Annotated in this window: 28 protein-coding genes; 9 read left to right on the top strand and 19 right to left on the bottom strand. The window is 65.3% G+C overall.

Translation table 11 applies throughout. The features are described from left to right. Positions 1–3 precede the first annotated feature (3 nt). The 3 genes from IGS61_RS17685 (at position 4) to IGS61_RS17675 (ending at position 2,613) form a co-directional block, all read left to right on the top strand. Positions 4–1,206, top strand: coding sequence for a benzoate/H(+) symporter BenE family transporter (locus tag IGS61_RS17685; RefSeq protein WP_230540872.1), 1,203 nt, complete (start codon positions 4–6; stop codon positions 1,204–1,206). An 85-nt stretch (positions 1,207–1,291) separates the two neighbouring features. After that, a complete protein-coding gene (locus IGS61_RS17680) occupies positions 1,292–2,035 on the top strand; it encodes a CPBP family intramembrane glutamic endopeptidase (protein ID WP_230540871.1) in 744 nt (247 codons plus the stop codon). 35 nt (positions 2,036–2,070) lie between these two features. Then, a complete protein-coding gene (locus IGS61_RS17675; protein ID WP_230540870.1) occupies positions 2,071–2,613 on the top strand; it encodes a gamma carbonic anhydrase family protein in 543 nt (180 codons plus the stop codon). Here the strand turns inward: IGS61_RS17675 and IGS61_RS17670 are convergent. From IGS61_RS17670 to IGS61_RS17640, 7 genes are all read right to left on the bottom strand, one after another. Further along, positions 2,586–3,527 (bottom strand): acyl-CoA desaturase, encoded by a 942-nt coding sequence (locus IGS61_RS17670; protein WP_230540869.1) that lies wholly within the window; start codon positions 3,525–3,527, stop codon positions 2,586–2,588. The two genes, IGS61_RS17675 and IGS61_RS17670, sit on opposite strands and share 28 nt — an antisense overlap. Beyond that, on the bottom strand, positions 3,527–3,844 hold the full coding sequence (locus tag IGS61_RS17665) for a DUF3144 domain-containing protein (protein ID WP_092712778.1): 318 nt from the start codon (positions 3,842–3,844) through the stop codon (positions 3,527–3,529). Before IGS61_RS17665 ends, IGS61_RS17670 begins: the two co-directional genes overlap by 1 nt. A gap of 71 nt (positions 3,845–3,915) precedes the next feature. Beyond that, the gene (locus IGS61_RS17660) at positions 3,916–4,386 is read right to left on the bottom strand and encodes a gluconokinase (RefSeq protein WP_230541023.1); all 471 of its coding nucleotides are present in this window, start codon (positions 4,384–4,386) and stop codon (positions 3,916–3,918) included. Between the two features lie 29 nt (positions 4,387–4,415). Next, a complete protein-coding gene (locus IGS61_RS17655) occupies positions 4,416–4,919 on the bottom strand; it encodes an OmpA family protein (protein WP_230540868.1) in 504 nt (167 codons plus the stop codon). A 16-nt stretch (positions 4,920–4,935) separates the two neighbouring features. Beyond that, a complete protein-coding gene (locus IGS61_RS17650) occupies positions 4,936–6,195 on the bottom strand; it encodes a diguanylate cyclase domain-containing protein (RefSeq protein WP_230540867.1) in 1,260 nt (419 codons plus the stop codon). Between the two features lie 8 nt (positions 6,196–6,203). After that, positions 6,204–6,785, bottom strand: a complete 582-nt coding sequence (locus IGS61_RS17645) for a YfiR family protein (RefSeq protein WP_230540866.1) — start codon at positions 6,783–6,785, stop codon at positions 6,204–6,206. Between the two features lie 195 nt (positions 6,786–6,980). Next, positions 6,981–8,633, bottom strand: coding sequence for a Na+/H+ antiporter (locus tag IGS61_RS17640; RefSeq protein ID WP_230540865.1), 1,653 nt, complete (start codon positions 8,631–8,633; stop codon positions 6,981–6,983). A 176-nt stretch (positions 8,634–8,809) separates the two neighbouring features. Between IGS61_RS17640 and IGS61_RS17635 the strand changes: the two genes are divergently transcribed. The 4 genes from IGS61_RS17635 to IGS61_RS17620 all read left to right on the top strand — a co-directional run bounded on the left by IGS61_RS17635 (position 8,810) and on the right by IGS61_RS17620 (position 13,756). After that, positions 8,810–10,108 (top strand): cytochrome c, encoded by a 1,299-nt coding sequence (locus tag IGS61_RS17635; protein ID WP_230540864.1) that lies wholly within the window; start codon positions 8,810–8,812, stop codon positions 10,106–10,108. A gap of 29 nt (positions 10,109–10,137) precedes the next feature. Further along, complete coding sequence (locus IGS61_RS17630; protein WP_230540863.1) at positions 10,138–10,605, top strand: (2Fe-2S)-binding protein; 468 nt, start codon at positions 10,138–10,140, stop codon at positions 10,603–10,605. Further along, the gene (locus tag IGS61_RS17625) at positions 10,598–12,916 is read left to right on the top strand and encodes a xanthine dehydrogenase family protein molybdopterin-binding subunit (RefSeq protein WP_230540862.1); all 2,319 of its coding nucleotides are present in this window, start codon (positions 10,598–10,600) and stop codon (positions 12,914–12,916) included. The genes IGS61_RS17630 and IGS61_RS17625 overlap by 8 nt, the downstream gene beginning before the upstream one ends. 174 nt (positions 12,917–13,090) lie before the next feature. Further along, a complete protein-coding gene (locus tag IGS61_RS17620) occupies positions 13,091–13,756 on the top strand; it encodes a dienelactone hydrolase family protein (protein ID WP_230540861.1) in 666 nt (221 codons plus the stop codon). A 9-nt stretch (positions 13,757–13,765) separates the two neighbouring features. On the opposite strand, the gene fghA is transcribed toward IGS61_RS17620, so the two are convergent. The 7 genes from fghA to IGS61_RS17585 all read right to left on the bottom strand — a co-directional run bounded on the left by fghA (position 13,766) and on the right by IGS61_RS17585 (position 19,251). Next, a complete protein-coding gene (gene fghA, locus IGS61_RS17615) occupies positions 13,766–14,632 on the bottom strand; it encodes an S-formylglutathione hydrolase (RefSeq protein ID WP_329958070.1) in 867 nt (288 codons plus the stop codon). 56 nt (positions 14,633–14,688) lie between these two features. Then, positions 14,689–15,552, bottom strand: coding sequence for an NAD-dependent protein deacetylase (locus tag IGS61_RS17610; protein ID WP_230540860.1), 864 nt, complete (start codon positions 15,550–15,552; stop codon positions 14,689–14,691). A 48-nt stretch (positions 15,553–15,600) separates the two neighbouring features. After that, positions 15,601–16,272 carry a signal peptidase I gene (gene lepB / locus IGS61_RS17605; RefSeq protein ID WP_230540859.1) on the bottom strand — a complete coding sequence of 224 codons (672 nt, stop codon included), beginning with the start codon at positions 16,270–16,272 and terminating at the stop codon, positions 15,601–15,603. 162 nt (positions 16,273–16,434) lie between these two features. Next, entirely contained in the window at positions 16,435–16,680 is a 246-nt protein-coding gene (locus IGS61_RS17600) for a hypothetical protein (protein WP_230540858.1), read from the bottom strand. After that, positions 16,677–16,928 (bottom strand): hypothetical protein, encoded by a 252-nt coding sequence (locus IGS61_RS17595; protein ID WP_230540857.1) that lies wholly within the window; start codon positions 16,926–16,928, stop codon positions 16,677–16,679. The genes IGS61_RS17600 and IGS61_RS17595 overlap by 4 nt, the downstream gene beginning before the upstream one ends. Before the next feature lie 126 nt (positions 16,929–17,054). Continuing rightward, positions 17,055–18,629 (bottom strand): oleate hydratase, encoded by a 1,575-nt coding sequence (locus IGS61_RS17590; RefSeq protein ID WP_230540856.1) that lies wholly within the window; start codon positions 18,627–18,629, stop codon positions 17,055–17,057. A 79-nt stretch (positions 18,630–18,708) separates the two neighbouring features. Next, positions 18,709–19,251: a GNAT family N-acetyltransferase gene (locus tag IGS61_RS17585; protein ID WP_230540855.1), complete on the bottom strand. Its 543-nt coding sequence runs from the start codon at positions 19,249–19,251 to the stop codon at positions 18,709–18,711. Positions 19,252–19,332: 81 nt separating this feature from the next. On the opposite strand from IGS61_RS17585, the gene IGS61_RS17580 reads away from it, so the two are divergent. Further along, a complete protein-coding gene (locus tag IGS61_RS17580; RefSeq protein WP_230540854.1) occupies positions 19,333–19,725 on the top strand; it encodes a VOC family protein in 393 nt (130 codons plus the stop codon). A 1-nt stretch (position 19,726) separates the two neighbouring features. On the opposite strand, the gene IGS61_RS17575 is transcribed toward IGS61_RS17580, so the two are convergent. After that, a complete protein-coding gene (locus IGS61_RS17575; RefSeq protein ID WP_230540853.1) occupies positions 19,727–20,311 on the bottom strand; it encodes a DinB family protein in 585 nt (194 codons plus the stop codon). Positions 20,312–20,471: 160 nt separating this feature from the next. Here IGS61_RS17575 and IGS61_RS17570 point away from each other — a divergent pair, with 160 nt between their 5' ends. Next, the gene (locus tag IGS61_RS17570; protein ID WP_230540852.1) at positions 20,472–21,473 is read left to right on the top strand and encodes an HDOD domain-containing protein; all 1,002 of its coding nucleotides are present in this window, start codon (positions 20,472–20,474) and stop codon (positions 21,471–21,473) included. Positions 21,474–21,487: 14 nt separating this feature from the next. On the opposite strand, the gene IGS61_RS17565 is transcribed toward IGS61_RS17570, so the two are convergent. From IGS61_RS17565 to IGS61_RS17550, 4 genes are read right to left on the bottom strand one after another with little or no spacing between them, the layout of a single operon-like run. Next, positions 21,488–22,189, bottom strand: a complete 702-nt coding sequence (locus IGS61_RS17565) for an ABC transporter ATP-binding protein (protein WP_230541021.1) — start codon at positions 22,187–22,189, stop codon at positions 21,488–21,490. A gap of 28 nt (positions 22,190–22,217) precedes the next feature. Beyond that, positions 22,218–22,931 carry an ABC transporter ATP-binding protein gene (locus IGS61_RS17560; RefSeq protein WP_230540851.1) on the bottom strand — a complete coding sequence of 238 codons (714 nt, stop codon included), beginning with the start codon at positions 22,929–22,931 and terminating at the stop codon, positions 22,218–22,220. Continuing rightward, positions 22,924–23,907: a branched-chain amino acid ABC transporter permease gene (locus IGS61_RS17555; RefSeq protein ID WP_230540850.1), complete on the bottom strand. Its 984-nt coding sequence runs from the start codon at positions 23,905–23,907 to the stop codon at positions 22,924–22,926. The genes IGS61_RS17560 and IGS61_RS17555 overlap by 8 nt, the downstream gene beginning before the upstream one ends. After that, the gene (locus tag IGS61_RS17550) at positions 23,904–24,776 is read right to left on the bottom strand and encodes a branched-chain amino acid ABC transporter permease (protein ID WP_230540849.1); all 873 of its coding nucleotides are present in this window, start codon (positions 24,774–24,776) and stop codon (positions 23,904–23,906) included. The genes IGS61_RS17555 and IGS61_RS17550 overlap by 4 nt, the downstream gene beginning before the upstream one ends. Between the last annotated feature and the right edge of the window lie 70 nt (positions 24,777–24,846).

Raw genomic sequence — 24,846 nt, 5'->3', positions numbered from 1 at the left:
CACATGACATCAACCACCACCACCGCGATGGCCGACCGGGCGCGCCGGCGCGACCTGGCTTCCCCCATCATGGCAGCCTTCATCTCCGTCCTCGTCAACTATGGCGGCACCTTCGTGCTGGTGTTCCAGGCGGCCCAGTTGGCCCAGCTGAGCGCCGCGCAGACGGCGTCCTGGGTCTGGTCGCTGAGCATCGGCGTGGGCGTGACGGGCATCTGGCTCAGCTACCGCTACCGCGCGCCCATCATCACGGCCTGGTCCACGCCCGGCGTGGCCTTCCTGGCCACCGTCATGCCGCACACGCCGTATGCCGAGGTGATCGGCGCCTATATCGTGTCCGCCATCGCCTTCATTCTGCTGGGCATGTCCGGCGCCTTCGAGCGCCTGGTGCGGCTGATACCGGGCGGCATCGCGGCGGGATTGCTGGCCGGCATTCTGCTGCAGTTTGGCGTGAACGCCTTCGGCGGCGCCAGCGCCGATCCCGTGCTGGTCGTGGTATTGCTGCTGTCGTACGCCGTGCTGCGCCGTTTCACGGCACGCTTTGCCGTGGTGGGCATCATGCTGGCCGGCCTGGCGCTGCTGCTGGCGCAGGGGCGCATCGATGCGCAAGGCATAGCACTGGCCCTGGCCGCGCCCGTGTTCGAGATGCCGCGCTTTTCCGTGGCCTCCCTGCTGGGCGTGGCGCTGCCCCTGTTCCTGATCACCCTGACGGGGCAATACATGCCCGGCATGCTGGTGCTGCGCAATGACGGCTACCAGGTCAGCGCCAATCCCATCCTGACGGTGACGGGACTCGGTTCGCTGCTCATGGCTCCATTCGGCGCGCACGCCTTCAACGTGGCCGCCATCACGGCCGCCATCTGCACGGGCAAGGATGCGCATGCGGACCCGTCGAAGCGCTATGTGGCGGGCCTGGCGTGCGGCGTGCTGTACATCCTCGTGGGCATCTTCGGCGTGACACTGGCCAGCCTGTTCATGGTCTTGCCGCGCAGTTTTATTACGGCGCTGGCGGGTCTGGCCTTGCTGGGCGCCATCGGCAATAGCCTGGCGCAGGCGATGGCGGACGCGCGCATGCGCGAAACGGCCCTGATCACGTTTCTTGCCACGGCGGCGAACGTCACCCTGCTGGGCGTGGGCGGCGCCTTGTGGGGATTGGCGGCGGGACTGGCGGCGCATGCGCTGATGCATGGCTGGCGCAAGGCGGCATAGCAAGACAGGTTGCCCGTTTTGCCAGCCGCCGCATACAATTGCTGCGCCCGTGCCCGTTGGCACCGTCCTTTTCCCGATGTGAGCCATGGCCGACCTGACTTCCCTGGCGCAGTATCTGCTGGCGATCACGCCCGCTTTCCTCGTCTGCGCCGCCTTGCTGCTGGCCATTCCCCGTACTGCGCCACGCACTGTGCCGCTGCTGCGTGTGCTCGTGCATATCCTGTTTTTCGTGCTGGCGCGCGATGCGATGACGGCGCACGGCTACTGGCAGGTGGCGGCGGGCGGCTTGCGCTTCACGGCGCCGCCCCCGGTCTTGCTGGCGCTGGGCGCGATGTCGCTGGGGCTGGTGGCAAGTACGTGCTGGCTGGAAAGCGAGGCGCGCCGCCAGATCCGCTGGTGCGGCACGCGGCCGGTCCTGTCCCTGCTGCTGGGCGTGGCGGGCGCGTGTATGATCATCGCGCTGGCAACGGGCTTGAAAGCCCTGTTTAACTTGCCATCCTTGCCGCCCGTCGCCCCATCCGCGCTGCCCTTGCTGCTGGGTTTTGCGCTGGCGGCCAACTGTTATGAGGAATTGCTGTTCCGCGGCTTGCTGCAGCAGCAATTGCGCGCCTGGCTGCCGGCCTGGCGCGCGGCGCTGGTGTCGGGCCTGCTGTTTGGCCTGTGCCACGCCTTCCTCGCCACCACCGTCACGCAGGTGGGCGCACCCATCCTCGTGTTCACCGTGATCGAGGGCGTGGTGGCGGGGCTGGTATATTGCCGTGCCGGCTTGCTGGGCGCATCGCTGGCGCATGGCCTGGCGATTTTTGCGCTGGCGGCTGGCTGGGTGTGAAACCTGTTGTTTAATATCAAAGAAACGAGAAGACAATGCCTGTAAGTTCTTACCTGAATACCCGCCCCGTGCTGGGCGAACGAGTCTACCTGCATGACACGGCGCAAGTGATCGGCGATGTGCAGATCGGCGACGATTGCTCCATCTGGTGCAACAGCGTGCTGCGCGGCGACGTGAACCGCATCGTCATCGGCGAGGGCAGCAATATCCAGGACTTTTCCATGGGCCATGTGTCGCACAAAAATGCGGCCAAGCCCGATGGCTCGCCTTTGACCATCGGCAAGTATGTGACCATCGGCCATTCCGTGATCTTGCACGGCTGCACGATTGGCGATGAATGCCTGATCGGCATGGGCAGCATCGTCATGGATGACGTGGTGGTGGAAAAGCACGTGATGCTGGGCGCGGGCAGCCTGGTGTCGCCGGGCAAGGTGCTGGAAAGCGGCCACCTGTACGTGGGCCGCCCGGCCGCCAAGGTGCGCGCACTGACGGATGCCGAGATCGCCTACCTGCGCTATTCGGCCGAGCATTACGTACGTGTCAAAAACAATTACCTGGCCGGTGGCGACGGCGCCTGATCGTCGGCATGATCGAGGCGGCGCAATTCCGGCCGCGGCGCCAGGTCTTGCGGCAGGCGCAGGGCTGACACCAGGCCCAGGCGCCGCAACAGCAGCAGCATCCACCAGCCCGGGTCCCATTCGCCCGGCAGCAGGCCCAGCCTGGCTGAGCCCGGATACGCGTGATGGTTGTTGTGCCAGCATTCGCCCATGGTCAGCAGCGACGTCAGGCGGATATTTCTCCCTTGTACGGCGGCGCCGTCGACATGGAAGTGCATTTGGCCATGGTTGTGGGCGAAGTAGCCGATCAGCCAGTGGCCGAGCACGCCGGCGCTGACCCTGGCGCATACGCCCCAGCAAACCAGACCCCAGCCGCCCCAGGCGAAGCACAGCATGGCCCACGGCAATTGCTGCAGCATCCACGTTGCTTCCAGGAAACGGTAAAAGCGGTCGTGCGTGATGCGCGGCTCGATGGCGATGTGCGGCGGATGGTCGAGATCGAGGCGGCAAAACAGTTGCCACCAGGCATCACGCCAGAAACCGGCGCCGTGGCGCAAATAGGGATGGCAAGCGGGCAGGCGCTGGGCATAGTCGCGCAGTTCGTGCTGGCGCAGCAGACCCAGCGGGCCGCTGAGTCCCACCAGCACGCCCAGGTAAACGAGCAGGTATTCCAGCCATGGCGGACATTGAAAGCTGTCGTGGATCAGTTTGCGGTGGCTGCCCAGCGAATGGCCGAACAGCAGGACGATGGCCGTACCGGCCGCAAGCAGCAGCAGGCCCGTCCAGCTGAAGAAGCACAGGACGCCGGTCACGGCACCGGCCAGCATGGCCGTCAGCCACAGCGATTGCCGCGGAGCAAAGCGCACCGTGCCGTCCAGGACGCTGCCCGCGTGCGTGGCGCGGGCGCGGTGGCCGTCCAGGCTGGCTGCGGACATCAACCCTTGGGGGCCGACGACGGTTGCGTGTACTTGTCGAAGTTGGTGATGTAGTCGTTGAAGTTGTCGGTCAGCATGCGTTTGTACTGTTCCGTGAAGAACGCCACGGCGCCTTCCTTCTCTGCCTGCATCTTGGCCACGTCGTTGCTCTTGCTGGCGACGAGGAAGGCGTTGAAGCGGGCGGCCGCGTACAGCAGCGAGGTGGCCACTTCATTGCCGCCGCTGTGCATGCATTGTTCATTGGCCAGGGCGATGACCTGGTCGGCGCGCTCCCAGAATTCCGGGCCTGGTGCTGGTTTTGTTGTTGGTGTGCTCATAAAAATCCCTCATGAAAGTGCGCGCCAGTCTACACAGGGGGCCGCGGGCTGTCCAGCCGCGCGGCTGACCGTCAGGGCGCTTGCAGGATCTGTCCGAGCAGCACGGCCAGCGGCTGGCGGATGTCGAGCACGATGCCGGCCTCGTCCGCCTGCAGCGGCTGCAGGGTGGCCAGCTGGCTGTCGAGCAGGCTGGACGGCATGAAATGGCCGGGGCGCTGCATGCGGCGCTCCAGCACGGCGCGCGGACCGTCCAGGTGGACGAAGCGCAGGGCAGGGGCGCCTGCGCGCAGCACGTCGCGGTAGGCGCGCTTCAGGGCCGAGCAGGAGACAACGAGGCCGCTGCCCTGCGCGCGGGCCGTGGCGATCCGGTCGCGCAGGGCGGCCAGCCAGCCGGCCCGGTCGGCATCGTCGAGCGCAATGCCGGCCGCCATCTTGGCCACGTTTTCCGGGGAATGCACGTCGTCGCCTTCCACGTAGGGCACGTGCAAGGCGTCGGCCAGCAGGCTGCCGACGGCGCTCTTGCCGCAGCCGGACACGCCCATCACGACCCAGCGGACGGGCTCGCCCACGCTCACGGCGCCGAAACGATGACGGTGACGCGGCGGTTTTCCGCCTTGCCCGTCTTGCTGGCGTTCGAGGCCACCGGTTTGCTCATGCCCAGGCCCTTGACGCTGATGTTGTCGCGTGGAATGCCCGATGCGCTCATGGCGTCGGCCACCACGTTGGCGCGCGCCAGCGACAGCTTGTTGTTGTACGCTTCCGTGCCTTCGTTATCCGTATGGCCTTCCACGCGCATGTGGGTAATGCCCACTTTCAGCAGGGCGGCGCTGATTTTCTGGATGGCGTTGCGGCTCGGTGCCGTCAGCTTGGCGGCGTCGAATTCGAACAGCAGCTTGTCGGTAAAGCTCAGCTCCCAGCCTTCGTCCGTCTGGTTGAAGCCTTGCTCCTTCAGGGTGGCGACTTGCTCGGCATTGAACAGCGGTTTGGTCGCTGGCGTGCTCTGGCAGGCGGCCAGCAGGCCAACGAAGAAGAGGCCGAGGAAGCCGAGACGTAATTGCTTGTAGATAAATTGCATGGTGTTGCTCCTTGGTTCAGGGGTGAGTGTGGGGTTGCGGCAGGCGCGCCACCTGGCGCGTGCCGCGCTGCGCCTGCTTGGCGCGGTACATGGCTTCGTCCGCCGCGCCTACCAGCGACACGGCGTCGATGGCGTGATCGGGGAAGACGGCCACGCCGATGGTCAGCGAGCTGACGATGCTATTGCCTGTGGGCAGTTCAATGGCTTGCGCCATGGCGGCGATGATATTGTCGGCGATGTGCATGGCGTCGCTGCTGTTGCGCAGCGGCTTGAGCAGGATGGCGAATTCGTCGCCGCCCAGGCGCGCCACCAGGTCGCCTTCGCGCAATTGCTGCTTGATGCGCGCGGCGATCGTCACCAGCACGCGGTCGCCCGAGGCATGGCCAAACGTATCGTTGATGTACTTGAAACGGTCGCTGTCGAGGAACAGTACGGCCACCTTGCCGTTGCCGATGCGTGCTTCGAGGATGGCGCGTTCCAGCTCCGCCTCCATGAAGGCGCGGTTCGACAGGCCCGTCAGGCTGTCGTGGTTGGCGCGGTGCGACAGCGAGGCATTTTCCTTTTGCAGATGACTTTGCCATGCTTCCAGTTCGTCGAGCAGGGCATTGAAGTCGTCATTGATCTGGTTCAGTTCGGCGATGTTGGCCGGCGGCACCCGCAGTTCGAACGAACGGTCGCGCCGCACGCGGTGGGCCGTTTCCGCCAGGTGGCGCAGGGGCGACGTGATCTCCGTTTCCATGCGGCGCGACAGGCGCACGGCGACGGCCAGGCTCAGCACCAGGCAAGCGAGCAGGCAGGTCAGGCCGCTGAGCAGGAAGGGCAGCAGGCTGCGGCTGTGCGGCACCAGCTTGATGCTGCCGATGACCTGCTCATTGCGCGTGATGGGGAAGGTCAGCGAATCGGGCAGCATCCAGCCCGTCAGCGCCCGTTCGATGTAGTAGCGCGTGCTGTGCTGGCCCCGTTCCCAGCGGGCCAGCACCTTGCCGTTCTTGTCGTTGACCTGGGCCTGGTCGATGTCTTCATTGACGCCGATCAAGGCCAGCGCTTCCCTGGCGGCCATGGAGTCGCCGAAGACGACGGCCCCTTCCACCGTGTAGCTCATCGAACGGGCCACCAGGCGCAGGTTCTGGTCCGAATACACGCGCAGGGCCAGCAGCGCCACGGCCGTCAGGGTCAGGCCGGCCGCCAGCACGGCGATCAGCGACACGCTCAGGTGGGCGCGCCGCAGCACGCTGTCGAGCGTGGGGCGGGGCTTGCGCGCCAGCTTAGGGGGCATGCCGGGGCTCATGGCGGCGGTCCCTTGCGACGTGCAATTTGCAAGGCGTTCGGATGCACGCGCAGGCCGCTGCGGGCGATGGCGTCGAGGTTGACGTCAAAACCGATCTGCGCCTCGTTGAGGCGCAGGCAAAACATGGTGCCCACGGTGCAGGATGTGCCCGGTTCGGCGACCGACAAGATCGGCTTGCCGATGATCTGCGTCAGCAGATGCTCGCGTTCGCCCTCGGGCAGGCTGCCCAGGTAGGCGACGTCGCATTCGCTGGCCGCGCTGGCCGCCGCCGGGGTTTTCACGCGGATGCGCTGGCCCAGGCTGGACGCGGGCGTGTCGATGATGGCCGCCCCGTAGCGGGGTGTACCGAGCATGCAGACGCGCACTTCCGGGCGCGCCACGGGCCAGCGCACATAACTGATGATGCCAAACAGGACCTGGGCCACTTCGGCGGGACGCCTGGCGTCGGCCGCCGCGCCCGCTTGCGCCCACGCCGCGGCTGGCGCCAGCGCAGTGCCGGCGAGCAGCGAGGCCAGCAGCACGGAGGCGAGCAGGGCGGGCAGCGCGGGGCGTTGCCGGTGGCGGGGGGAGGAGGGCACGGCGTCGGTGTCTTTATGCAGGTCGGGGTGGCTATTCAAATAGTTACTCAACAACACAGACTGTACGGAAGTCCATGTTGAAAGTAAATCACGGCATCACGCCATAAACCTTGCATTATAAACATGAATGTGAAAACTTGCATTCTTTACCATGAGAATTGCTAATCAACACTGCTTTGCTGCGCCAGAGTGTTGCTATTCTTCCAGTGTCGCTTCCAGCAAGTCGATTTCGCGCAGCAGGCGCAAATGGATGGTGTCGTCCAGTTCGCCCGAAATGCGGCGGCGGAACAGTTCATCGCGTTCCGCATTGAGCGCTTCCAGGCGCAGTGCGCGCTCGGCCTTGGCCAGTTCCTGCAGCCGCATCGCCTCGTCGTTGCTGCTTTCGCCATACGCGAGGCGCCGCCGGTAGGCTTCGATCAGGCGGTTGGCCGCCTCCGTGACGACTTGCTGCTTGTCATTCTTGTCGATGCCTTCGCACACTTTTTCCAGCCGCGCGATGGCCGCTTCGGCGGCGGCGGCGCGCGCGTTGCGCTCTTCCGTCGAACGGCGCGCGGGCGGCGCGAACACCAGGCCCTTGGTCAGCAGGGGCAAGGTAACGCTGGCCAGTACCAGGGACAGCAAGATCACGCCCATGGCCAGGAAGATGACGAGGTCGCGCGCGGGAAAGCGCGTGCCGTCGGGCAAAAACAACGGCAAGGTCAGGATGCCGGCCAGAGTCAGCGCGCCGCGCACGCCCGCGAACGATGCCACCAGCAGCAATCGCAGGCTGGGGCGCGCCAGCAGCGCCGCGTCCTTCGGCTCGCCCGCCACTTTCTTGTGGTGTTTGAACAGGGTCAGCTTCATCGAGATGAAGACCCAGAGGAAGCGCATGAAGGTCAGCCCCACCGTGATGGCGATGACGAACAGCGGCAGTTTCCAGGCGCTGCCGGCGCCCACTTCCATGGAAGCGGCGGGCAAGCCGGCCACGGTGGCGGGCAGCTGCGCGCCCAGCATGACGAAGATCACGCCATTCAAGACCAGTTGCACGGTATCCCACACGGCCTTGCGCTGGGTGCGCGTGGCGGCCAGCGGGCGGCCGATCAGGTCGGCGTAATGCATGGACACGCCCGCCGTGGCGGCCGCCAGGATGCCCGAACCGTGGATTTGCTCGGCGCCCAGGTAGGCGGCGAACGGGATCAGGATGCTGATCAGGATTTGCAGGCCCGGCTCTTCGCCCACCTTGCTCACCAGCCATTTATTCGCCAGCCCCACGCCCCACGAGATGGCCAGGCCGATGACGATGCCGCCGCCCGCTTCCTGCAGGAAACTCAGCGAGGCGGCGCCGATGGAAAAGCCGCCCGTCATCATGGCGCCCACGGCAAACGTGAAGCAGACCAGGCCCGAAGCGTCGTTCAGCAGGGATTCGCCCTCGAGGATGTGCATCAGGCGCGGCGGGATGGGGTTGCCGGCGGCGATCGCCGAGACGGCCACGGGGTCCGTCGGCGACAGGATGGCACCGAGCGCGAAGGCCACAGCCAGCGGCACGCTGGGAATCAGCCAGTCGATGAAGAAACCCATGCCCAGCACGGTAAACAGCACCAGGCCGATGGCCAGCATCAGGATCGAGCGCGCGTCGGAAAAGAAGGCGCCCTTGGGAATGCGCCAGCCATCGAGAAACAGCAGCGGCGGAATGAAGAGCAGGAAGAAAATATCGGGATCGAGCGGCACTTGCACGCCAAACAGGGCCAAACCCGTGCCGCCGGCGATCTGGATCAGGGGCAGCGGCAGCTTGACCCAGCGCGAGCGGGCAATGAAGCCGCACAGGACGACGGTCAACACGAGAATGAGGATGATGGTAACGGTATGCATGAAGAGAGCGGCGGCGTGCTGAAACGCTGATTATAAGGCGCAGCCCGCTTGCGGCACGACCTCCGTGTCATTGCGTACATACAACAAGTCACAATCGCGGTAAGATTGTCACCATCGCCTGCCGCCGCCGTCCGCGCGCGGCAGGCGCGTACCTGGCCTTTTACCGGATTCCTGTTTTGCTCAAGAAAATTTTCACCGGCTTGCTGCTCCTGCTGGCGCTGCTCATCGCCGCCGCGCTGGCCGCGTATCTGTATTACTGGCGCCCCGCGCTGGCGCCCATTGATCCGCCTGCCGCCACGGCTTTTTCCCCGCAAGTGGTGGAGCGGGGCCGCATCCTGGCCGGCATGGGCAATTGCGCCGCCTGCCACACGGCCAAGGGCGGCGCCGAGTACGCGGGCGGCCACGGGCTGGCCACGCCGTTCGGCACGATTTACGCGACGAACATCACGCCGGACCGGCAAACGGGCATCGGCCGCTGGTCGCCGGCCGCCTTCCAGCGGGCCATGCGCGAAGGCGTGGGCCGCGATGGCGCGCATTTGTATCCCGTCTTTCCGTACACCCATTTCAACCTGGTGTCGGACGCCGACCTGACGGCCCTGTACGCCTACTTCATGACGCGCCCGCCCGTGTATGCGGTGGCGCCCGCCAACGGCGTGCCTTTCCCCCTGAATTTGCGGCCGCTACAGGCGGGCTGGAAGCTGCTGTTTTTCAAGCCGGCCAATTTTCAGCTTGATCCTGCGCAAGGGCTGGACTGGAACCGGGGCCGCTACCTGGCCGAGGGCCTGGCCCATTGCGCCGCCTGCCACACGCCGCGCAACGCGCTGGGCGCCGAGCTTGCCGGTGCGGCGTATCTGGGCGCGTCCATCGACCACTGGTACGCGCCAGCCTTGACCAGCGCCAACACGGCGCCCTTGCCGTGGACCCAGGACGAGCTGTATGCCTTTTTGCGCACGGGGGCGACGGCCCTGCACGGCGTGGCGGCCGGGCCCATGTCGGCCGTCGTGCACGAAGGCATGGGCGCCTCGCCCGATAGCGATATCCGCGCGCTGGCCACGTATTTTGCCGGTGTGGCCGGAGCTGACGGGCGCAAGGCGGATGCGGATGCCGTGATCAAGGCCGGCATCGTCCGTTCGCAGCGCGTCAGCCTGGTCGACAACGACCGTGGCGCCAGCCTGTACGTGGCCGCCTGCGCGGCGTGCCATTCGAACAGCGACGGCCGGCCCGCAGCCCTGCGTCCCGAGCTGAGCCTGAACAGCGCCGTCAGCGCGCCCGATCCCGCCAACCTGATCCAGGTGATATTGCATGGCATCGGCAAGGATGAAGCCATGCCCGGCGTGCTGATGCCTGGCTTTGCCGCTTCGCTGACGGACAACGACGTGGCCCAGCTGGCCGCCTATCTGCGCCGCAGCCGCAGCCACCAGCCGGCCTGGACGAACCTGGAAGCGGCCGTGGCGCGCACGCGCGCCGGCAAGTAATTCTTGAAAGTTTCTTATGTGTAACACTCATGTATAACATTATTGTGAATGGCCAGCCCTTCGGCACCGAGACCGATGGCGACACGCCGCTGCTGTGGGTGCTGCGCGACGAAGCCCATTTAAAAGGCACGAAGTTTGGCTGCGGCATCGGCATGTGCGGCGCCTGCACCGTGCACGTGGATGGGCGCGCCATGCGCTCGTGCATCACGCCGATTGCCGCCGTCACCGGTTGCGCCATCACCACCATCGAAGGCTTGTCACCCGATGGTTCGCACCCGCTGCAACGGGCCTGGGTCGCCACGCAGGCGCCCCAGTGCGGCTATTGCCAGTCGGGCCAGATCATGCAGGCGGCCACCTTGTTGAAAGACTATCCGCAGCCGACGGATGCGAATATCGATGCCGTCATGAGCGGCAACCTGTGCCGCTGCATGGCGTATGTACGGATCCGCAAGGCAATTAAACTGGCGGCCGGCATGCAGGAGGCGCCCCGTGTTTAAGTTGCCGAAAGAAAATTCAGGCGCCCGCCCCAGCTCGCTGGGCCGGCGCGGTTTCCTGATCGCCGCCGCCGGCACGGGTTTTACCCTGGCCTTCTTGCGCGCCGACAGCTCATTGGCCGCCGGCAAGGCGGCGCCCGTGCAGCGCACAAAGCCCGCCGCGCCCGTGTTCGACCCCAGCATCTGGTTTGAGATTGGCGTCGATGGCATGATCACCGTCAATATCGCCAAGGCGGAAATGGGCCAGCATATCGGCACGGCCCTGGCGCGCATCGTCGCCGAGGAGCTGGAAGCGGACTGGAGCAAGGTACGCCTGCATTACGTGGACACGGACCCGAAATGGGGCGTGATGGTGACGGGCGGCAGCTGGTCCGTCTGGCAGAATTTCGATCCGCTCAGCCGTGCCGGCGCGGCCGGGCGCCTTGCGCTGATCGAGGAGGGCGCGCGCTTGCTGCGCGTGCCCGTGTCCGCCTGCCACGCCCGGCTCGGCGTCGTGCATGGGCGGGGCCGGTCGATTGCCTATGGCGACATCGTGCGCCGTGGCAAGCTGGCGCGCCGCTATACGCCGGAGCAATTGCAGGCCATCGTGCTGAAAACGCCGCAGCAGCGCAGGCTGATTGGCCAGCAGGTGCAGGCGCTGGACATTCCTTCGAAAACGGATGGCACGGCCGTGTACGGCATCGATGCGCAGGTCGACGGCATGCTGTATGCGCGCCCGAAGATACCGCCCACGCGCTACGGTTCAAAAGTGGTGTCCATCGACGACTCGGCGGCAAAGAAAGTGAACGGCTACTTGCGCTCGGTGGCGCTGCAAGACCCCAGCGGAACGGTGCCCGGCTGGGTCATGGTGGTGGCCGACACGTATGCGGCCGCCATGCGCGCGGCCGACCTGGTGCAGGTGAAATGGCGGGCCGGCGCGGCGGCCCACGTGTCGGAGCAGGATATCGTCAACTATGCGGGCAAGCAGCTGGCCGACGCCAGCCTGGGCGCCCGCGTGGTCGACGATGATGGCGTGGAGCAAGCGTTCAAGGATGCCAGCCTGCAACTGGAACGCCACTACACGACCAGCACCGTGCTGCATTTCCAGCTCGAACCCGTGAATGCGCTGGCGCAGGAAATCGACGGCGTCTGGCACATTCATGCGGGCAACCAGTGGCAATCGTTGATCCTGCCCGTGCTGGCGCAGGCGCTCAAGGTGGAGCAGGACAAGGTGATGCTGCATACCTATTTGCTCGGCGGCGGCTTCGGGCGGCGCCTGAATGGCGATTATTGCGTGCCGGCCGCGCTGGCCGCGCAAGCCGTGGGGCGTCCCGTCAAGATGATCTGCACGCGGTCCGACGATGCGCGTTTCGATTCGCCCCGTTCGCCGTCCGTGCAGCACGTGCGCATGGCGTTCGACGAGACCGGCAAGGTGTCGGCGATGGTGCACGAGGCCAGCGCTGGCTGGCCCACGCAAGCGATGATTCCCGCCTTGCTGGCCAAGGATAAGCAGGGCCATCCGTACGACCCGTTCGCCATCGCCGGCGCCGACCACTGGTACGCGGTGGGCGCCCAGCGCGTGCGGGCCGTGTCGAACGACCTGGCCAACAGCAGTTTTCGCCCCGGCTGGCTGCGCTCCGTGGGGCCGGGCTGGACGAATTGGGCGGTGGAAAGTTTCATGGACGAGGCAGCGCAGGCGGCCAAGGTCGATCCGCTGGCGTTTCGCCTGTCCTTGCTGCAGGCCACGGGGCGCAATGCGGGCAGCGCGCCGAACGCCGTCGGCGGCGCCGCGCGCCTGGCCCACGTGCTGCGGCGGGTGGCGGACAAGGCGGGCTGGGGCACGGCCATGCCGCCCGACACGGGCCTGGGCATCGCCGCCACGTTCGGCCAGGAACGCGATATGCCCACCTGGACGGCCTGTGTTGCCCGGGTGAAAGTTGACCGCAGCACTTGCATGGTGAAAGTCGAAAAGCTGTTCATGGTGATCGACGCGGGCAGCATCGTCGATCCCGATGGCGCGCTGGCGCAGGCGGAAGGGGGCGCCCTGTGGGGCGTGAGCATGGCCTTGCATGAAGGCACGGCGTTCCTGAATGGCGAAGTGAAGGATACCAACCTGAACACTTACACGCCGCTGCGCATGGCCGACGTGCCCGAGCTCGACATCGAATTTGTTGCCAATACGCAAACGGCGACGGGCATGGGCGAGCCGCCCACGACGGCCGTGGCGCCGGCCATTGGCAACGCCATCTTTGCCGCCGTGGCCTCGCGCGTGCGGCATTTGCCGATCCGCCCGGAAGCCGTGCTCAAGGGGCTGGACCGGCACGGCGCCGTCTGATGCGGGCGCGTGCCAAATTTGACGTGCGCCGCGCGTGAACGGACGCAGGCTGGTACACTGAGGCTTGCCGCTCAGGGCGCGCAGGCGACGCCCGTTCCGGCAAGATCAGCGCAAAATCTGTGCAACAGCACATTTTGACTTCAGCTTGATTTCAGCTCGATAGCGGAGGCAGCCATGCAAGAACAATTTGTCAGCATCACGGCCGATGAACTTCAAATGGACGGCGTGCTTGAAATGCCCGAGCGGCCGGTGGGCATCGTCCTGTTCGCTCATGGCGCGGGCGCCGACAGCGACTATCTGGGCGCCTCCAGCCATGCCACTTCCCAGGATTTTCTACGAGCGGGCATCGCCACCCTGCGTTTCGACCAGGGCGGTGTCGGGCCCGGCGGCGGCAGCAATGGCCACGCGTATTTCGTGCGCAGCGACATCGTGCTGCTGGCGCGCCAGCTGGAAAAAGCCCTGGGCTGGCTGCAAGTCGACCCGTCCACGCGGCGCTTGCCCTGCGGCTTGTATGGCTATGGCACCAGCGCGGCCGTCGTGATGCAGCTTGCGGCCTGGCGCAGCGCGGAAATCGCCGCGCTGGCCGTCTGCGATGGGCAGGTGGAAATGGCGGGCAAGGCGGCGCTGGAAAACGTGCGCGTGCCTTCGTTGCTGATCGTGGGCGGACGCGACCCCGACGTGGCCGGCCTGAACCGCATGGCGTTTGCCACCTTGCGCTGCGACAAGCAACTGGAACAGATCGCCGCACCAGGCGGCCCCGACACGCGCCACCAGGCGGCCTTGCTGGCAACGGACTGGTACACGCGCCATTTCAACGGGCATACCAGCACGGGGCAGTAAGGCAGCAGATCAGGCGGCGCGCAAGTTTCGCGCATGGAAGCGCACGTGCTCTTCCATGAAGCTGGCGATAAAGTAATAGCCGTGGTCATAGCCGGCATGGCGGCGCAGTTGCAAGGGCTGGCCGGCGTCGCGGCATGCCGCTTCGAACACCTCGGGGTACAGTTGCTCCGGTAAAAACTTGTCGGCCAGGCCCTGGTCGATCAAGATGCCGTTAGGAAATAGTAAGGGCTGGCCCTGCAGGCCGCGCATCAGCGCGCTGGCGTCGTATTGCTGCCAGCTGGCTTCGTTGCTGCCCAGGTAGCCCGTGAACGCCTTTTTTCCCCATGGGCACTGGCTCGGTGCGGCGATGGGGGCAAAGGCGGAGACGGAGCGGAACAGTGCCGGGTTGCGCAAGGCCAGCACCAGCGCGCCGTGGCCGCCCATCGAGTGGCCGAAAATGCCCGTGCGCTGCGCATCGATGGCCAGTTCCTGCTCCAGCAGGGCGCGCAATTCCAGGATGTAGCTGTACATGCGGTAGCGGCTGCTCCACGGCGCCTCGGTGGCATCGACGTAAAAGCCGGCGCCCGCGCCGAAATCCCAGGCATCCGTCTCGCCCGCGATGTTGGCGCCTCGGGGGCTGGTGTCGGGGGCGATCAGGATCAGGCCTTCTTCGGCGGCCACGCGCTGGGCGCCGCCCTTGATCATGAAGGTTTCTTCCGTGCAAGTCAGGCCCGCCAGGAAAAACAGGGCGGGGCGTTTGGTGGTAACGGCGCTGCCCGGCGCCGTGTCGGGGATGAAGGCCGAAAAACGCATGGGCAAGCCGGTGGTTTGCGCATCGTGGCGATAAAAACGTTGTACGCCGCCAAAACAGGCGTGTTCACTCAACAGTTCCAGCATGAATTCTCCTCGTCAATCCCATAGTATAGCGAGAGCGGCATGCCGCCGGCTCGGGATCAGCCCAGCATGGCCGCTAATGCAGGCAGGATGTCCTGTGCCGGCGCTTCGGTCTTGAAGGCCAGCAAATGGTCGGCGCGCGTCTTGCCCAGGTTGATGGCAGCCACGGGCTTGCCCGTTTCTGCCGCCATGCGGCACAGGCGAAAGCTCGAATACACCATGACGGACGAGCCAACCACCAGCAAGGCGCCAGCTTCTGTCATCTTGCGCTCGGCCTCCGCCGCGCAGGCGGCGGGCACGCCGTCGCCGAAAAACACCACATCGGGCTGCAGGGTGCCGCCACAGCGGGGACAGACGGGCAGGTGGAAGGTGGCCAGCTGCGATGGCTCCAGCAAGGCGTCGCCGTCGGGCGCCGGCGTGGCCGTGGCGCCCAGCATCTGGGGATTGTCATGTTCGAGCTGATCCTGGATCAGGCTGCGCGTATGGAGAGTCCGGCAATCGAGGCACACGACGCCATGTATGCTGCCGTGCAACTCCGTGACGGCCGCGCTGCCGGCCTGCTGGTGCAGGCCATCCACGTTTTGCGTGACCAGGCCGCCGATGAGTCCACGCTGCGCCAGTTGTGCGATGGCCAGGTGACCGGGATTGGGCGTGGCGCGCGCGAGGGTGGGCCAGCCCACCATGCTGCGCGCCCAGTAGCGGCGGCGCACGGCTTCCTGGCGGCGAAAGTCCGGTCCTTGCACGGGGGCGTTGCCGCGCCGCACGCCATCCGCATCGCGGTAATCGGGAATGCCGGACGCCGTGCTGATGCCGGCGCCCGTCAGCAGCAGTACGTCGGGATGGCGCTGCAGGAACTGCGCCAGCTGCTCAAGGGCAAGATCGTCGCTGGCGGACCGCTGGCTGGCTGAGGAAAGATTTTGCATGATGCGCCATGCTAACCGAAAAGCACGGCGCCGTTGCAAGGACGATGGTTATTCCAGTTTCATGCCGAAACGCTGCAGCCGCGGCTGCCAATGCTCGTCGATATTGGCCGAGACGAGGATGCGTTCGGCCTTGCCGATCAGCAATTCGCGTGGCACGAAGCCGAAGTAGCGCGAGTCGGCGCTATTGTCGCGGTTATCGCCGAGCATCATGAAGTGGTCGGGCGGCACCGTCACGGGGGAAAAGCTGCGCGCCGCCCCTGTGATTTGCGGCAAGACCTGGATGCGGTGCTGTTCCGTCGCGTTGCGTTCGCGGACGCGCTGCGCCGTCAGCTGGCCCACGTGGGCGATGGTTTCAGGCGCCGTGTCGAGCGCCGTGTACTGGGCGGGCTGGCCATTGATGACCAGCCGTTCATCGCGCATTTCCACGGTGTCGCCGGGCAGGGCGATGATGCGCTTGATCAAGCGCGTGCCGTCTTTCGGCGAGGAAAAGGTGACGATGTCGCCCCGCTGCGGCTCGCCCAGGCGCTGCAGCACGATGTCGGTGAGCGGCACTTTCAAATTGAAGGCCAGGCGGTTGACGAAGACCACGTCGCCTTCGAGCAGGTTGGGGCGCATGGACGCCGACGGTATCGGATTCCAGTCCGCCACGGCCGTGCGGAATACGCCGAACAGCAGCAGAAACATCAAAAAACCTTTGTTGGCGCGCATCCATGTGCTCATATCGGCTCTTTCGCTGGGCTGTGCCCGTGATGGTGAAGGGAGGCGTCATTGTTGCTGACGCCATATCACGATGCATGGCGAGGCTGAAGCGAGCCTTAAATCAAACGCATGCGGGGGCCGATGGCGTCACCGTTGTTGCGTGTAAACATCACGACGCCAGCGTCAGGGATGCCCGCAGGGCGCTTGCGCGTCGTCGTCGCCGTTCTGCAGGCGCTTGCCGTGCATGTCATCCCACAGTTCGCCCAGCGCCACCAGCAAGCCGCCGGCCACGAAAGGAACGGCGACCAGCCATGGAATGCTGTCGAGCCAGGGGCCCAGCAGGATGGCCGAGGCGACGGCGATGACGAGGGCGCTGCACCAGAAGCGGCGCGGATGCCGCAGGGTCAGCAGGTAGTGCAGGTCGTTCATAGGTCCTCCTTGGTGAGCATGCGGAACAGCCGGGCGGCCAGGATGCTGCTGACGGCAACGACGATGCAGCCGTCCAGGAAAAACAACACCTTGCCCACCAGATGCATGCCCTGCACGAGATAGGGGGGCAGTTCCTGCACTTCTGCCCACTGCGTCATCCGTGCCAGCACGATGGCGGCGGCAAAAATGACGACGGCCAAGGCCAGCACCAGCAGCACATGTTCGAACAGGCGGTGACGCAATTTCATGTTGGACTTGGCAAGAGTGGGGAAATTCCCGAACCTTGACGTTATCAGTCCGATATCGCCGTGCTTTGCGCTGCGACAAAGTCACGGCCGGTAGGACAAAAACGGCGTTGACGCCGGAAAATACGGCTATTTGAAGGCCTTGATGACGGCGTCCAGCTTGACTTTCAATGACTTGTCGTGCGCGTGGATGGCAGGTACTGCGCGCTGTACGCCGAGCAACTGGTAGACGGCCGTCTGCGCCGCGCGCACCGAGTATTCCACGGTGAACACGACATCGTCGGCAATTTCCACGAACTGGCTGACGAAGGCCAGGTTGATGGAGCCGGCCGGCACGGGCAGCGGGCGGTCGCTTTTTGCGCGGGGCATGAACATGCTGGTGATGTAGGGCATGCGGCAGGGAATGCAATTGGCCGTGGCCATGATGTCGAGGTCGAAATTCAGGTGGCCGCACAGTTCGCGCAGGATGTCCTCGCCGCTGCAGTCGGACATGGGCTTGGCGACGAAGTTGCCGATGCGGTCGGGGTGCAGCGCATAGCCCCAGAATACTTGCACGCCCTCGGGCTGGCCCGCGAAATGCGGCTGGTGCGCCAGCACGATGGACATGAACCAGTTGCTGTCCTTGAAGGTGACGAGGCCGCCCGTGCCCGCGCTGTTGCCCGTGAATTGTTCCATGCGGTCGAAGAAGGCGCTGTCCTTCAGGGTGACCGTGTACGAGGCCCAGTACGATTCCGGGATGCTGCTGTTGAAGGCGGCGGGGCGCCCCAGTTGCGGCCGGCCCTCGGCCAGTTTTTCCCACAGGCGCCAGCCATGGCTGTCGTGCTTCGTGCGTCTGGCCGGCGCGCTGCGCATGCTGCCGTAGCTCGACGCATCCGTCATCGAGGCATTCTGGAAGAACACCAGGTCGCCCGCGGCGACGGGAATCACGTCGGCCAGGCCGCGGCGCTGGCAGTGCAGGGCGGTGGCGCTCAGGCGGTCTTCGGATTCCTGCACCTCGATATCGGTTACCGTGCAATCCATGATGACGTTCACGCCTTGCGCCTGCAGCCAGGCGACCAGCGGGCGCACCAGCGAGTCGTACTGGTTGTAGACGGTGCGCTTGACGCCGGCCAGGGTTTCGATGCGCGAAAACTCCAGCATGAAGCGGTGCAGGTAGCGCTTGAATTCGACGGCGCTGTGCCAGGGCTGGAAGGCGAACGTGGTGGCCCACATATACCAGAATTTGGTATCGAAGAATTCCGGCGAAAGCCAGTCCGTGATGGCGCTGCTGCCCAGGGTGTCCTCGTCGGCTTCCGTCAGCTTCAGCAGTTCCAGCCTGTCCTGCATGGAAAAGCCCATGCTGCTGACGTCGACCTTGAAGCGGTTGCGGTCGACCAGGCGCGCGCGCGAGTGGGGAAGGTGCCGCTCGTTGAAGGCGATGGTTTCGTCGTAGACGCTCTGGCCCGCATGTTCGAGCGAGGGGATGCTCTTGAACAAGTCCCAGGTGCACTCGTAATTGTCGGTGGTCAACATGCGCCCGCCACGCAGGGTATAGCCATCCTCGGCATTGCCACCGCCGTCGAGGCTGCCCCCCGTCACGGGCGACGCTTCGAAGATGGTGATGTTGCTGCCTTGCATACCGCCGTCGCGTATCATGAAGGCGGCCGCGGCCAGCGAGCCGATGCCGCCGCCGACGAGGTAGGCTTTTTTGTTTGTATTGCGCATGTTGTTCCCTGAGTGTGATATTTGCCTATTTTACAACACCAGGGGCGAGCCGCCTGCTCAATAGAGCAACTGCTCGATTTTATTCGATGCCGGGGTGGTCCTTGCGCCGTTCAAAGTACAGCAAGTCCGACCAGGCATCCTGGAAGCGCATGGCTTTTTCCGAGCGGCCATACTGGTGAAAACCGTTGCGCTGCATGACGGCGATCGAGCCCATGTTTTGCGGCCGCGCCGTCGCTTCCAGGCGCCACAGGTCCAGTGCGCCGAACGCTTCTTGCAGCAGCAGGGCGACCACGCGCGTGGCGTAGCCGCGTCCGCCGAACCGTTCGCCGATGCGGTAGCCGAGCGCGGCCTTGTTGAAATACGGGCGCGTGACGGCCGTCAGGTTGACCCTGCCGATGATTTGCCCGTCCAGTGTGGCCAGATACTGGTGCGCCGTGTCTTTCTCGCGTTCGCGCTGCGCCTGTTCGATGGCGGTGGCGATGCCCTCGGCAGTGTAGTAGGACGGCGCCCGGGCCGTGACCCAGGATTCAAAATAGGCGCGGTTGTCGAGTTCGAAGGCCAGCAGGGCGGGGAGGTCGGCGCTGGTCGGCGTTTGTAATTGGAGGCGGTCGAGGTCGGGCATGGAATCCGGTTGGAAAGTAATGCGCCATTATAATCAGCTGGCGCCTTTCGCCGCACATGCTTGAATTCATGGAGGAGCAGCATGCTGTCCCATATTTGCCTTGGCACCAACGACTTTCCCCGCGCGTATGTTTTCTATGCGGCCCTGTTGGGAGAACTCGACTTGATCGAAAAATTTCATGATCCGGCCAAGCCCTGGGCGGGCTGGATGGCGCAGCAGGCGCCGCGCCCCCTGTTTGTGCTGACGGCGCCGCATGACGGCTTGCCGGCGACGCCCGGCAATGGCCAGATGACGGCCCTGCTGGCGGCCAGCCGCGCGCAGGTGGACCGCTGCTACCAGGCCGTGCTGGCGCTGGGCGCCGCGTGCGAAGGGCCGCCCGGATTGCGGCCCCATTACCACGCCAACTACTATGGCGCCTATTTCCGCGACCTCGACGGCAACAAGCTGTGCGTCTGCTGTCACGCCGAAGAATGATTCAGCGCGCTCCCCAGACGTCGTCCTCCGTCCAGCCCAGCTCCGCAAAATCCTGCGCCCGCTCGCCCGCTTCGCCGGCGCAATAGAATTCGTCGAGCTGGGGCGGCGCGATGCGCGTGCCGGCCAGCATGGCGTGCACTTGCCCCCGGTGGTGGATCTGGTGCTGGAACAGATGCGCCAGCAGGCGCAGGCGCGTGTCGACTTGCGGCGTGTCGCGCAATATCGTCACGGGCCGCGCCAGATCCGCGTCGCACAGGCTGCGGCAATGCGCGATCAGGCGCAGGTCCGAGGCGCGCTGCGCCGCATGCAGGGCCGCGCAATCGGTGAACGGCTCGTCCTGTGCAAAGAAGACATAGCAGTCGGGATGGGGCGCTTCGCCGCGCAGCTCGCGCTCGAGCGCGTCGAGATAAAACCAGTCGCACGTGAGGATGTGGTTCAGCGTGAAGCCGATGGTGGGGAAAAAACTGACGCGCGCGGCCTGGAACTCGGCCTGGGTCAGCTGCCCGCAAGCTTTCAGCAGGCGGTGGTTGGCCCAGGCGTTGTTGTACGCCTGGGCGGTGACGTACTGGGCCAGCATATTGCTCATGATTTACCTTGCAAAGAGGGGAAACTGCGAGGGTGCCACTGTAGCACTTTGCGGCAGGTGGACCTGGGCGGCTACGCCCGCCGCACCGGCACGGCCGTCATCAAGTAAAATCGCGCAGCGGATGTCGCGATAGTGATGCATATAGGGCTGGAAAAGCAAAATGGGTTGGATAGGAAAATTACTGAACGGCGGCGACGGAAAAAACAAGCTCGCACCCCTCGCGGCGGCGGCGCCCGAGATGACGCGGCAAGCAGCCACCATCGCCGAAATCGATGCCATCTATTACCGCTGGCTGGCGGCCGCCGGTTCGGCGCAGGCTCCGGCGGAGGCGGAACGGCAGATTCTGGATGAATTGACGCGCCTGGCCCGTGAGCCGGTCGCTGGCGCTGCGCTGATACCGCGCATACCGGCCATCATTCCCCAGTTGATGCGGACTTTGCAAAATGAAAACATGAGCGCGGCCGAGCTCTCGCGCCAGTTGGCGCAGGACGTGCTGCTGGTCGCCGAGGTCTACCGCGAAGCGAACCGGCCCCGCTACCATTCGCGCTACAACGCCAGCCCGTCGATCAACAACATGGAAGGCGCCATCATGCTGCTGGGGCAAAACGGCATGCGCATGCTGCTCGCCCGCGTCGCCTTCCGTCCCATCGTCAGCATGCAGAGCGGCGGCCTGACCATACGCACGGCGCCACTGATCTGGCGCCAGTCCGAGAAATGCGCACTGGCGGCCAACCTGGTCGCGCCGGCCATGCAGGCCAACGCCTTCGACGCCTATCTGGCGGGACTGATGGCCAATGTCGGCCTGGTGGTGGCGTTCCGCCTGATCGACCAGATGCATGCGCCCGATGCCTTCCCGCAATCGGACGCCTTCATTGCCCAGGTGTTTGCGCAAGCGCGCATCCTGTCGGTGCGGATCGCCGAGTTATGGGAGTTTCCCGAGTCCGTGACCCGCGCGATCGGGCATGCCGGCGCCGATGCCCACGCCGATGCCGATCCGCAGGCGCGAGCGCTGGCGCTGGGCGATCGCTTGAGCAAGCTGCGCATGCTGGTCGACACCGGCCGCTTTCCTGCCGATGATCCCTTCGTGATGACGGGACTGAGCAAGGCCGAGCTGCAGGTGTTTGACAAGCTGGCCGACGACGAGGACGACGACGAGGGTTGATGATTGCAGGCCGCTCAGCGCGCAAAATACAGCGCATGCAGGTGCTCGAGGTCGACATCACGCGCTGCCTGCGACAGCGCCACCTTACCGCTTTGCATCAGGTAGACGTGATCGGCCACGCCCACGGCGCGCGCCGTGTTCTGCTCCACTAAAATGATGGTGCGCCGGCCGTCGTTCAGGCGCGCGAGGATGTCGAACAGCTCGTTGACCACCAGCGGCGCCAGGCCCAGCGACGGCTCGTCGATGATCAGCAGCGACGGGTCCGACATCAGGCCCCGCGCCATCGCCAGCATCTGCGCCTCGCCGCCGGAGAGCGAGCCGGCCAGCTGCCTGCGCCGTTCATGCAGGCGCGGGAACATGGCGTAGGCTTCGGCCAGGCGCGCCGGCATGTGGCTGCGGTGCTCCTTCGGAAACGCACCCATGATCAGGTTTTCTTCCACGCTCATGTCGCGAAACGTCATGCGGCCTTCCGGGATCATCGTGACCCTCGCGTCGCTCATCTTCCACGTCGGCGTGCCGTTGATGGCCTGGCCGTCGAGCGCGATGCTGCCCGCGCCCACGGGCAGCAGGCCCATGATGGCGCGCAGCAAGGTCGTCTTACCGGCCCCGTTCGGGCCGATGATGGTGGTCAGCTTGCCCTTCTGGATCGACAGCGACACGTCCCACAGCACATTGATGGCGCCATAGCCGGCGCGCAGTTGATTTATCTCAAGCATCGTTTCAGGCATCGCTTCAAGCATCGATTCAGGCATGAGCGGCTCCCGTATAGCTTTCGATGACGGCCGGATCGCGGAAGACGCAATCGGGCGTGCCGTCGGCGATCAGCTGGCCAAAATTGAGCACGGCCACGCGCTGGCACAGATTGCTGATGGTTTCGATGTCGTGTTCGATCATGACGATGCCCACGCCAAAGGCGGCGTGCAAGTCCTTCAGCATGCCCATGAAGCGGCGCTTGCCGTTCGTTTCCAGGCCGGCCAGCACTTCGTCTAGCAGCAGCAGTTTCGGGTTCGTCGCCAGCGCCTTGGCCACTTCCAGCGCCTTGAGTTCCGTCAGCGCCAGTTCGCCGGCCGCATCGCGCCCGGCCTTGTCAAGCAGGCTCGTAAAATCGAGGATTTCATCGATCTTGCGCTGGTCCACCTTGCCCGTGCCGAAGCGTTGCGCCACGACGAGGTTTTCGCGCACCGTCAATTCATGCATCGGTTGCGGGATCTGGAAGGTGCGGCCCAGGCCCAGGCGGGCGCGCTGGTACATGGGCGTGGCCATGATGTCGCGTCCCTCGAAGCGGATGTTGCCGCTGGTGGGGCGCACCAGGCCGGAAATGGCATTGAACAGGGTGGTCTTGCCGGCGCCGTTCGCGCCCACCAGGCCGATCACGTCGTGGCTGCCCACCTTTAAGGTGACGCCGTCGACGGCCGTCAGGCCGCCGAAGCGCACGGACACATTATCGAGTTCAAGCATGTGCTTTCTCCTTCGCGTTCCCCTTGAGCAGCGCTTTTTTCAGCCATTTTTGCAGCAGCGGCAGCAGGCCGTTCGGACTGAAGACGATCATCGCCACCAGCAGCACGCCCAGCACCAGCTGGTGCCCGGTCGGAATCAGCGACTTGAAAATCAGCTGGTCGACCAGGTAGACCACGACGGCGCCCAGCACGGGCCCGAGTATGGTGCGGTAGCCGCCGAAGATGGCCGCCACGATCGGTAAAGTCACCCACAGGCTGTTGAAGGCGTAGTCGGGCTCCAGGAAGTTGATGTAGTGGGCGTTGAAGGCGCCGAACAGGCCCGCCATGAAGGCCGACACGAGCAGCATCGCGCCCTTCAGCAAGGTGCTGTTGACACCGACGACGCGCGTGGCGTCTTCACTGTCGTGCATGGCGCGCAGGGCGATGCCGTAATGGCTGGTGCGGATGCGGCCGTAGGCAAACGCGCACGCCACCACCAGGGTCAGCACCACCAGGTAGGCGCCCGTCTTGCTGGCCAGGTCGAAGCCGAAGACGGTGGGCAGGGCGGGGATGTTGTTGATGCCGCCGGCGCCGCCCGTCGCCGAGCTCCATTCCGTGGCCAGGATGCGGAAGATGTGGGCGTAGGCGAGGATGGCCAGCGCAAAATACGGTCCGCGCAGCCGGAGCACTGGCAGCATGATGACGGCGGCGAGGGCCGCGCCCGCGCCGCCGAGCAGCATGGCGGCAAACACGGGCACGCCCAGTTTTACGGTGGCCAGCGCGGAGACATACGCGCCCACGCCGAAGAATGCCGCGTGGCCGAAGCTGACCATGCCGCCCAGGTTGCCCAGCAGGGCCCAGGACATGGCCACGCCGCCGATGATCAGGGCCGCCACCACCATGCTCATCACGTACTGGTTGGCGCCCAGGGCCAGCGGCACGGCGACGTACGCGGCCAGCAGCAGGGCTGCCGTTGAAAGGAAAGTCGAGCGCTTCATCCGCGCCTCCGTTGAGCGCCGAACAAGCCGTTCGGCATGATGAACAGCACCAGCAGGAACAGCACCATGCCGGACAATTCCTGCAGCGCGGAGCTGGCCAGGGTGACGGTCAGCGCTTCGGCCACGCCCAGCAGCACGGCGGCCAGCAGCACGCCCGGTATCGAGCCGATGCCGGCCAGTACCGTGATGATGAAGGCTTTTACCGTCAGCGCGCCGCCGTAGGCCGGCTGGATCACGCCATAGCTGAACAGCGCCACGCCGGCGAAGGCGGCCAGGATGCCGGCGACCAGAAACGACACCAGTTCCGTGCGGCCCGGGTCGATGCCCATCAGCTTGGCCGCGTCGCGGTTGCTGGAGACGGCGCGCACGGCGCGGCCATACCAGCTGGTCGACAGCCAGCGCCACAGGGCCGCCATCAGCACCAGGCTGACGCCAAAGAAGATCACTTCACTGCGCATGCTGAAAAACGGGCCGATTTCAAAACCTTCCTGCAGCCAGCTGGAAGACGTCGAACGGATGTCGGCCTTCCAGAGCAGCAAAATGAAATTGGTGAGGATGACGCCGATGCCGTAGGTGAGGATCAGCGAATTGATTTCGCGGTCCTTCTTGATGCGGCTGACGATCAGGTACACGCCCACGGACGTCAGGCTGACGATCACCAGCGCGATGGGAATGGCGAACATGGGCCCCAGGCCCAGGCCCGACTCCACGCTGTAGGCGATGTAGGCGGCCAGCAGCACCAGTTCGCCGTGCGCCAGGTTGATCACTTTCATGGTGCCGAACACCAGCGCCAGTCCCAGTGCGATCAGGGCGTAGGAACCGCCCTGCAGCAAGCCCGAATACAGGGCTTGCAAGATTAATTCTGTCATGTCGTCATCCCGTCAGGCGGCCCAGGCGCTTCGCGAAGAGGCACCAGGACCGCCGTTCATCGGTGCGCGT

It is taken from the genome of Janthinobacterium sp. FW305-129, from assembly GCF_020858115.1.
Classification (GTDB): domain Bacteria; phylum Pseudomonadota; class Gammaproteobacteria; order Burkholderiales; family Burkholderiaceae_D; genus Janthinobacterium.
Note: the sequence above shows the minus strand (reverse complement) of the source record. Positions and strands in the feature narration are given on the sequence as shown.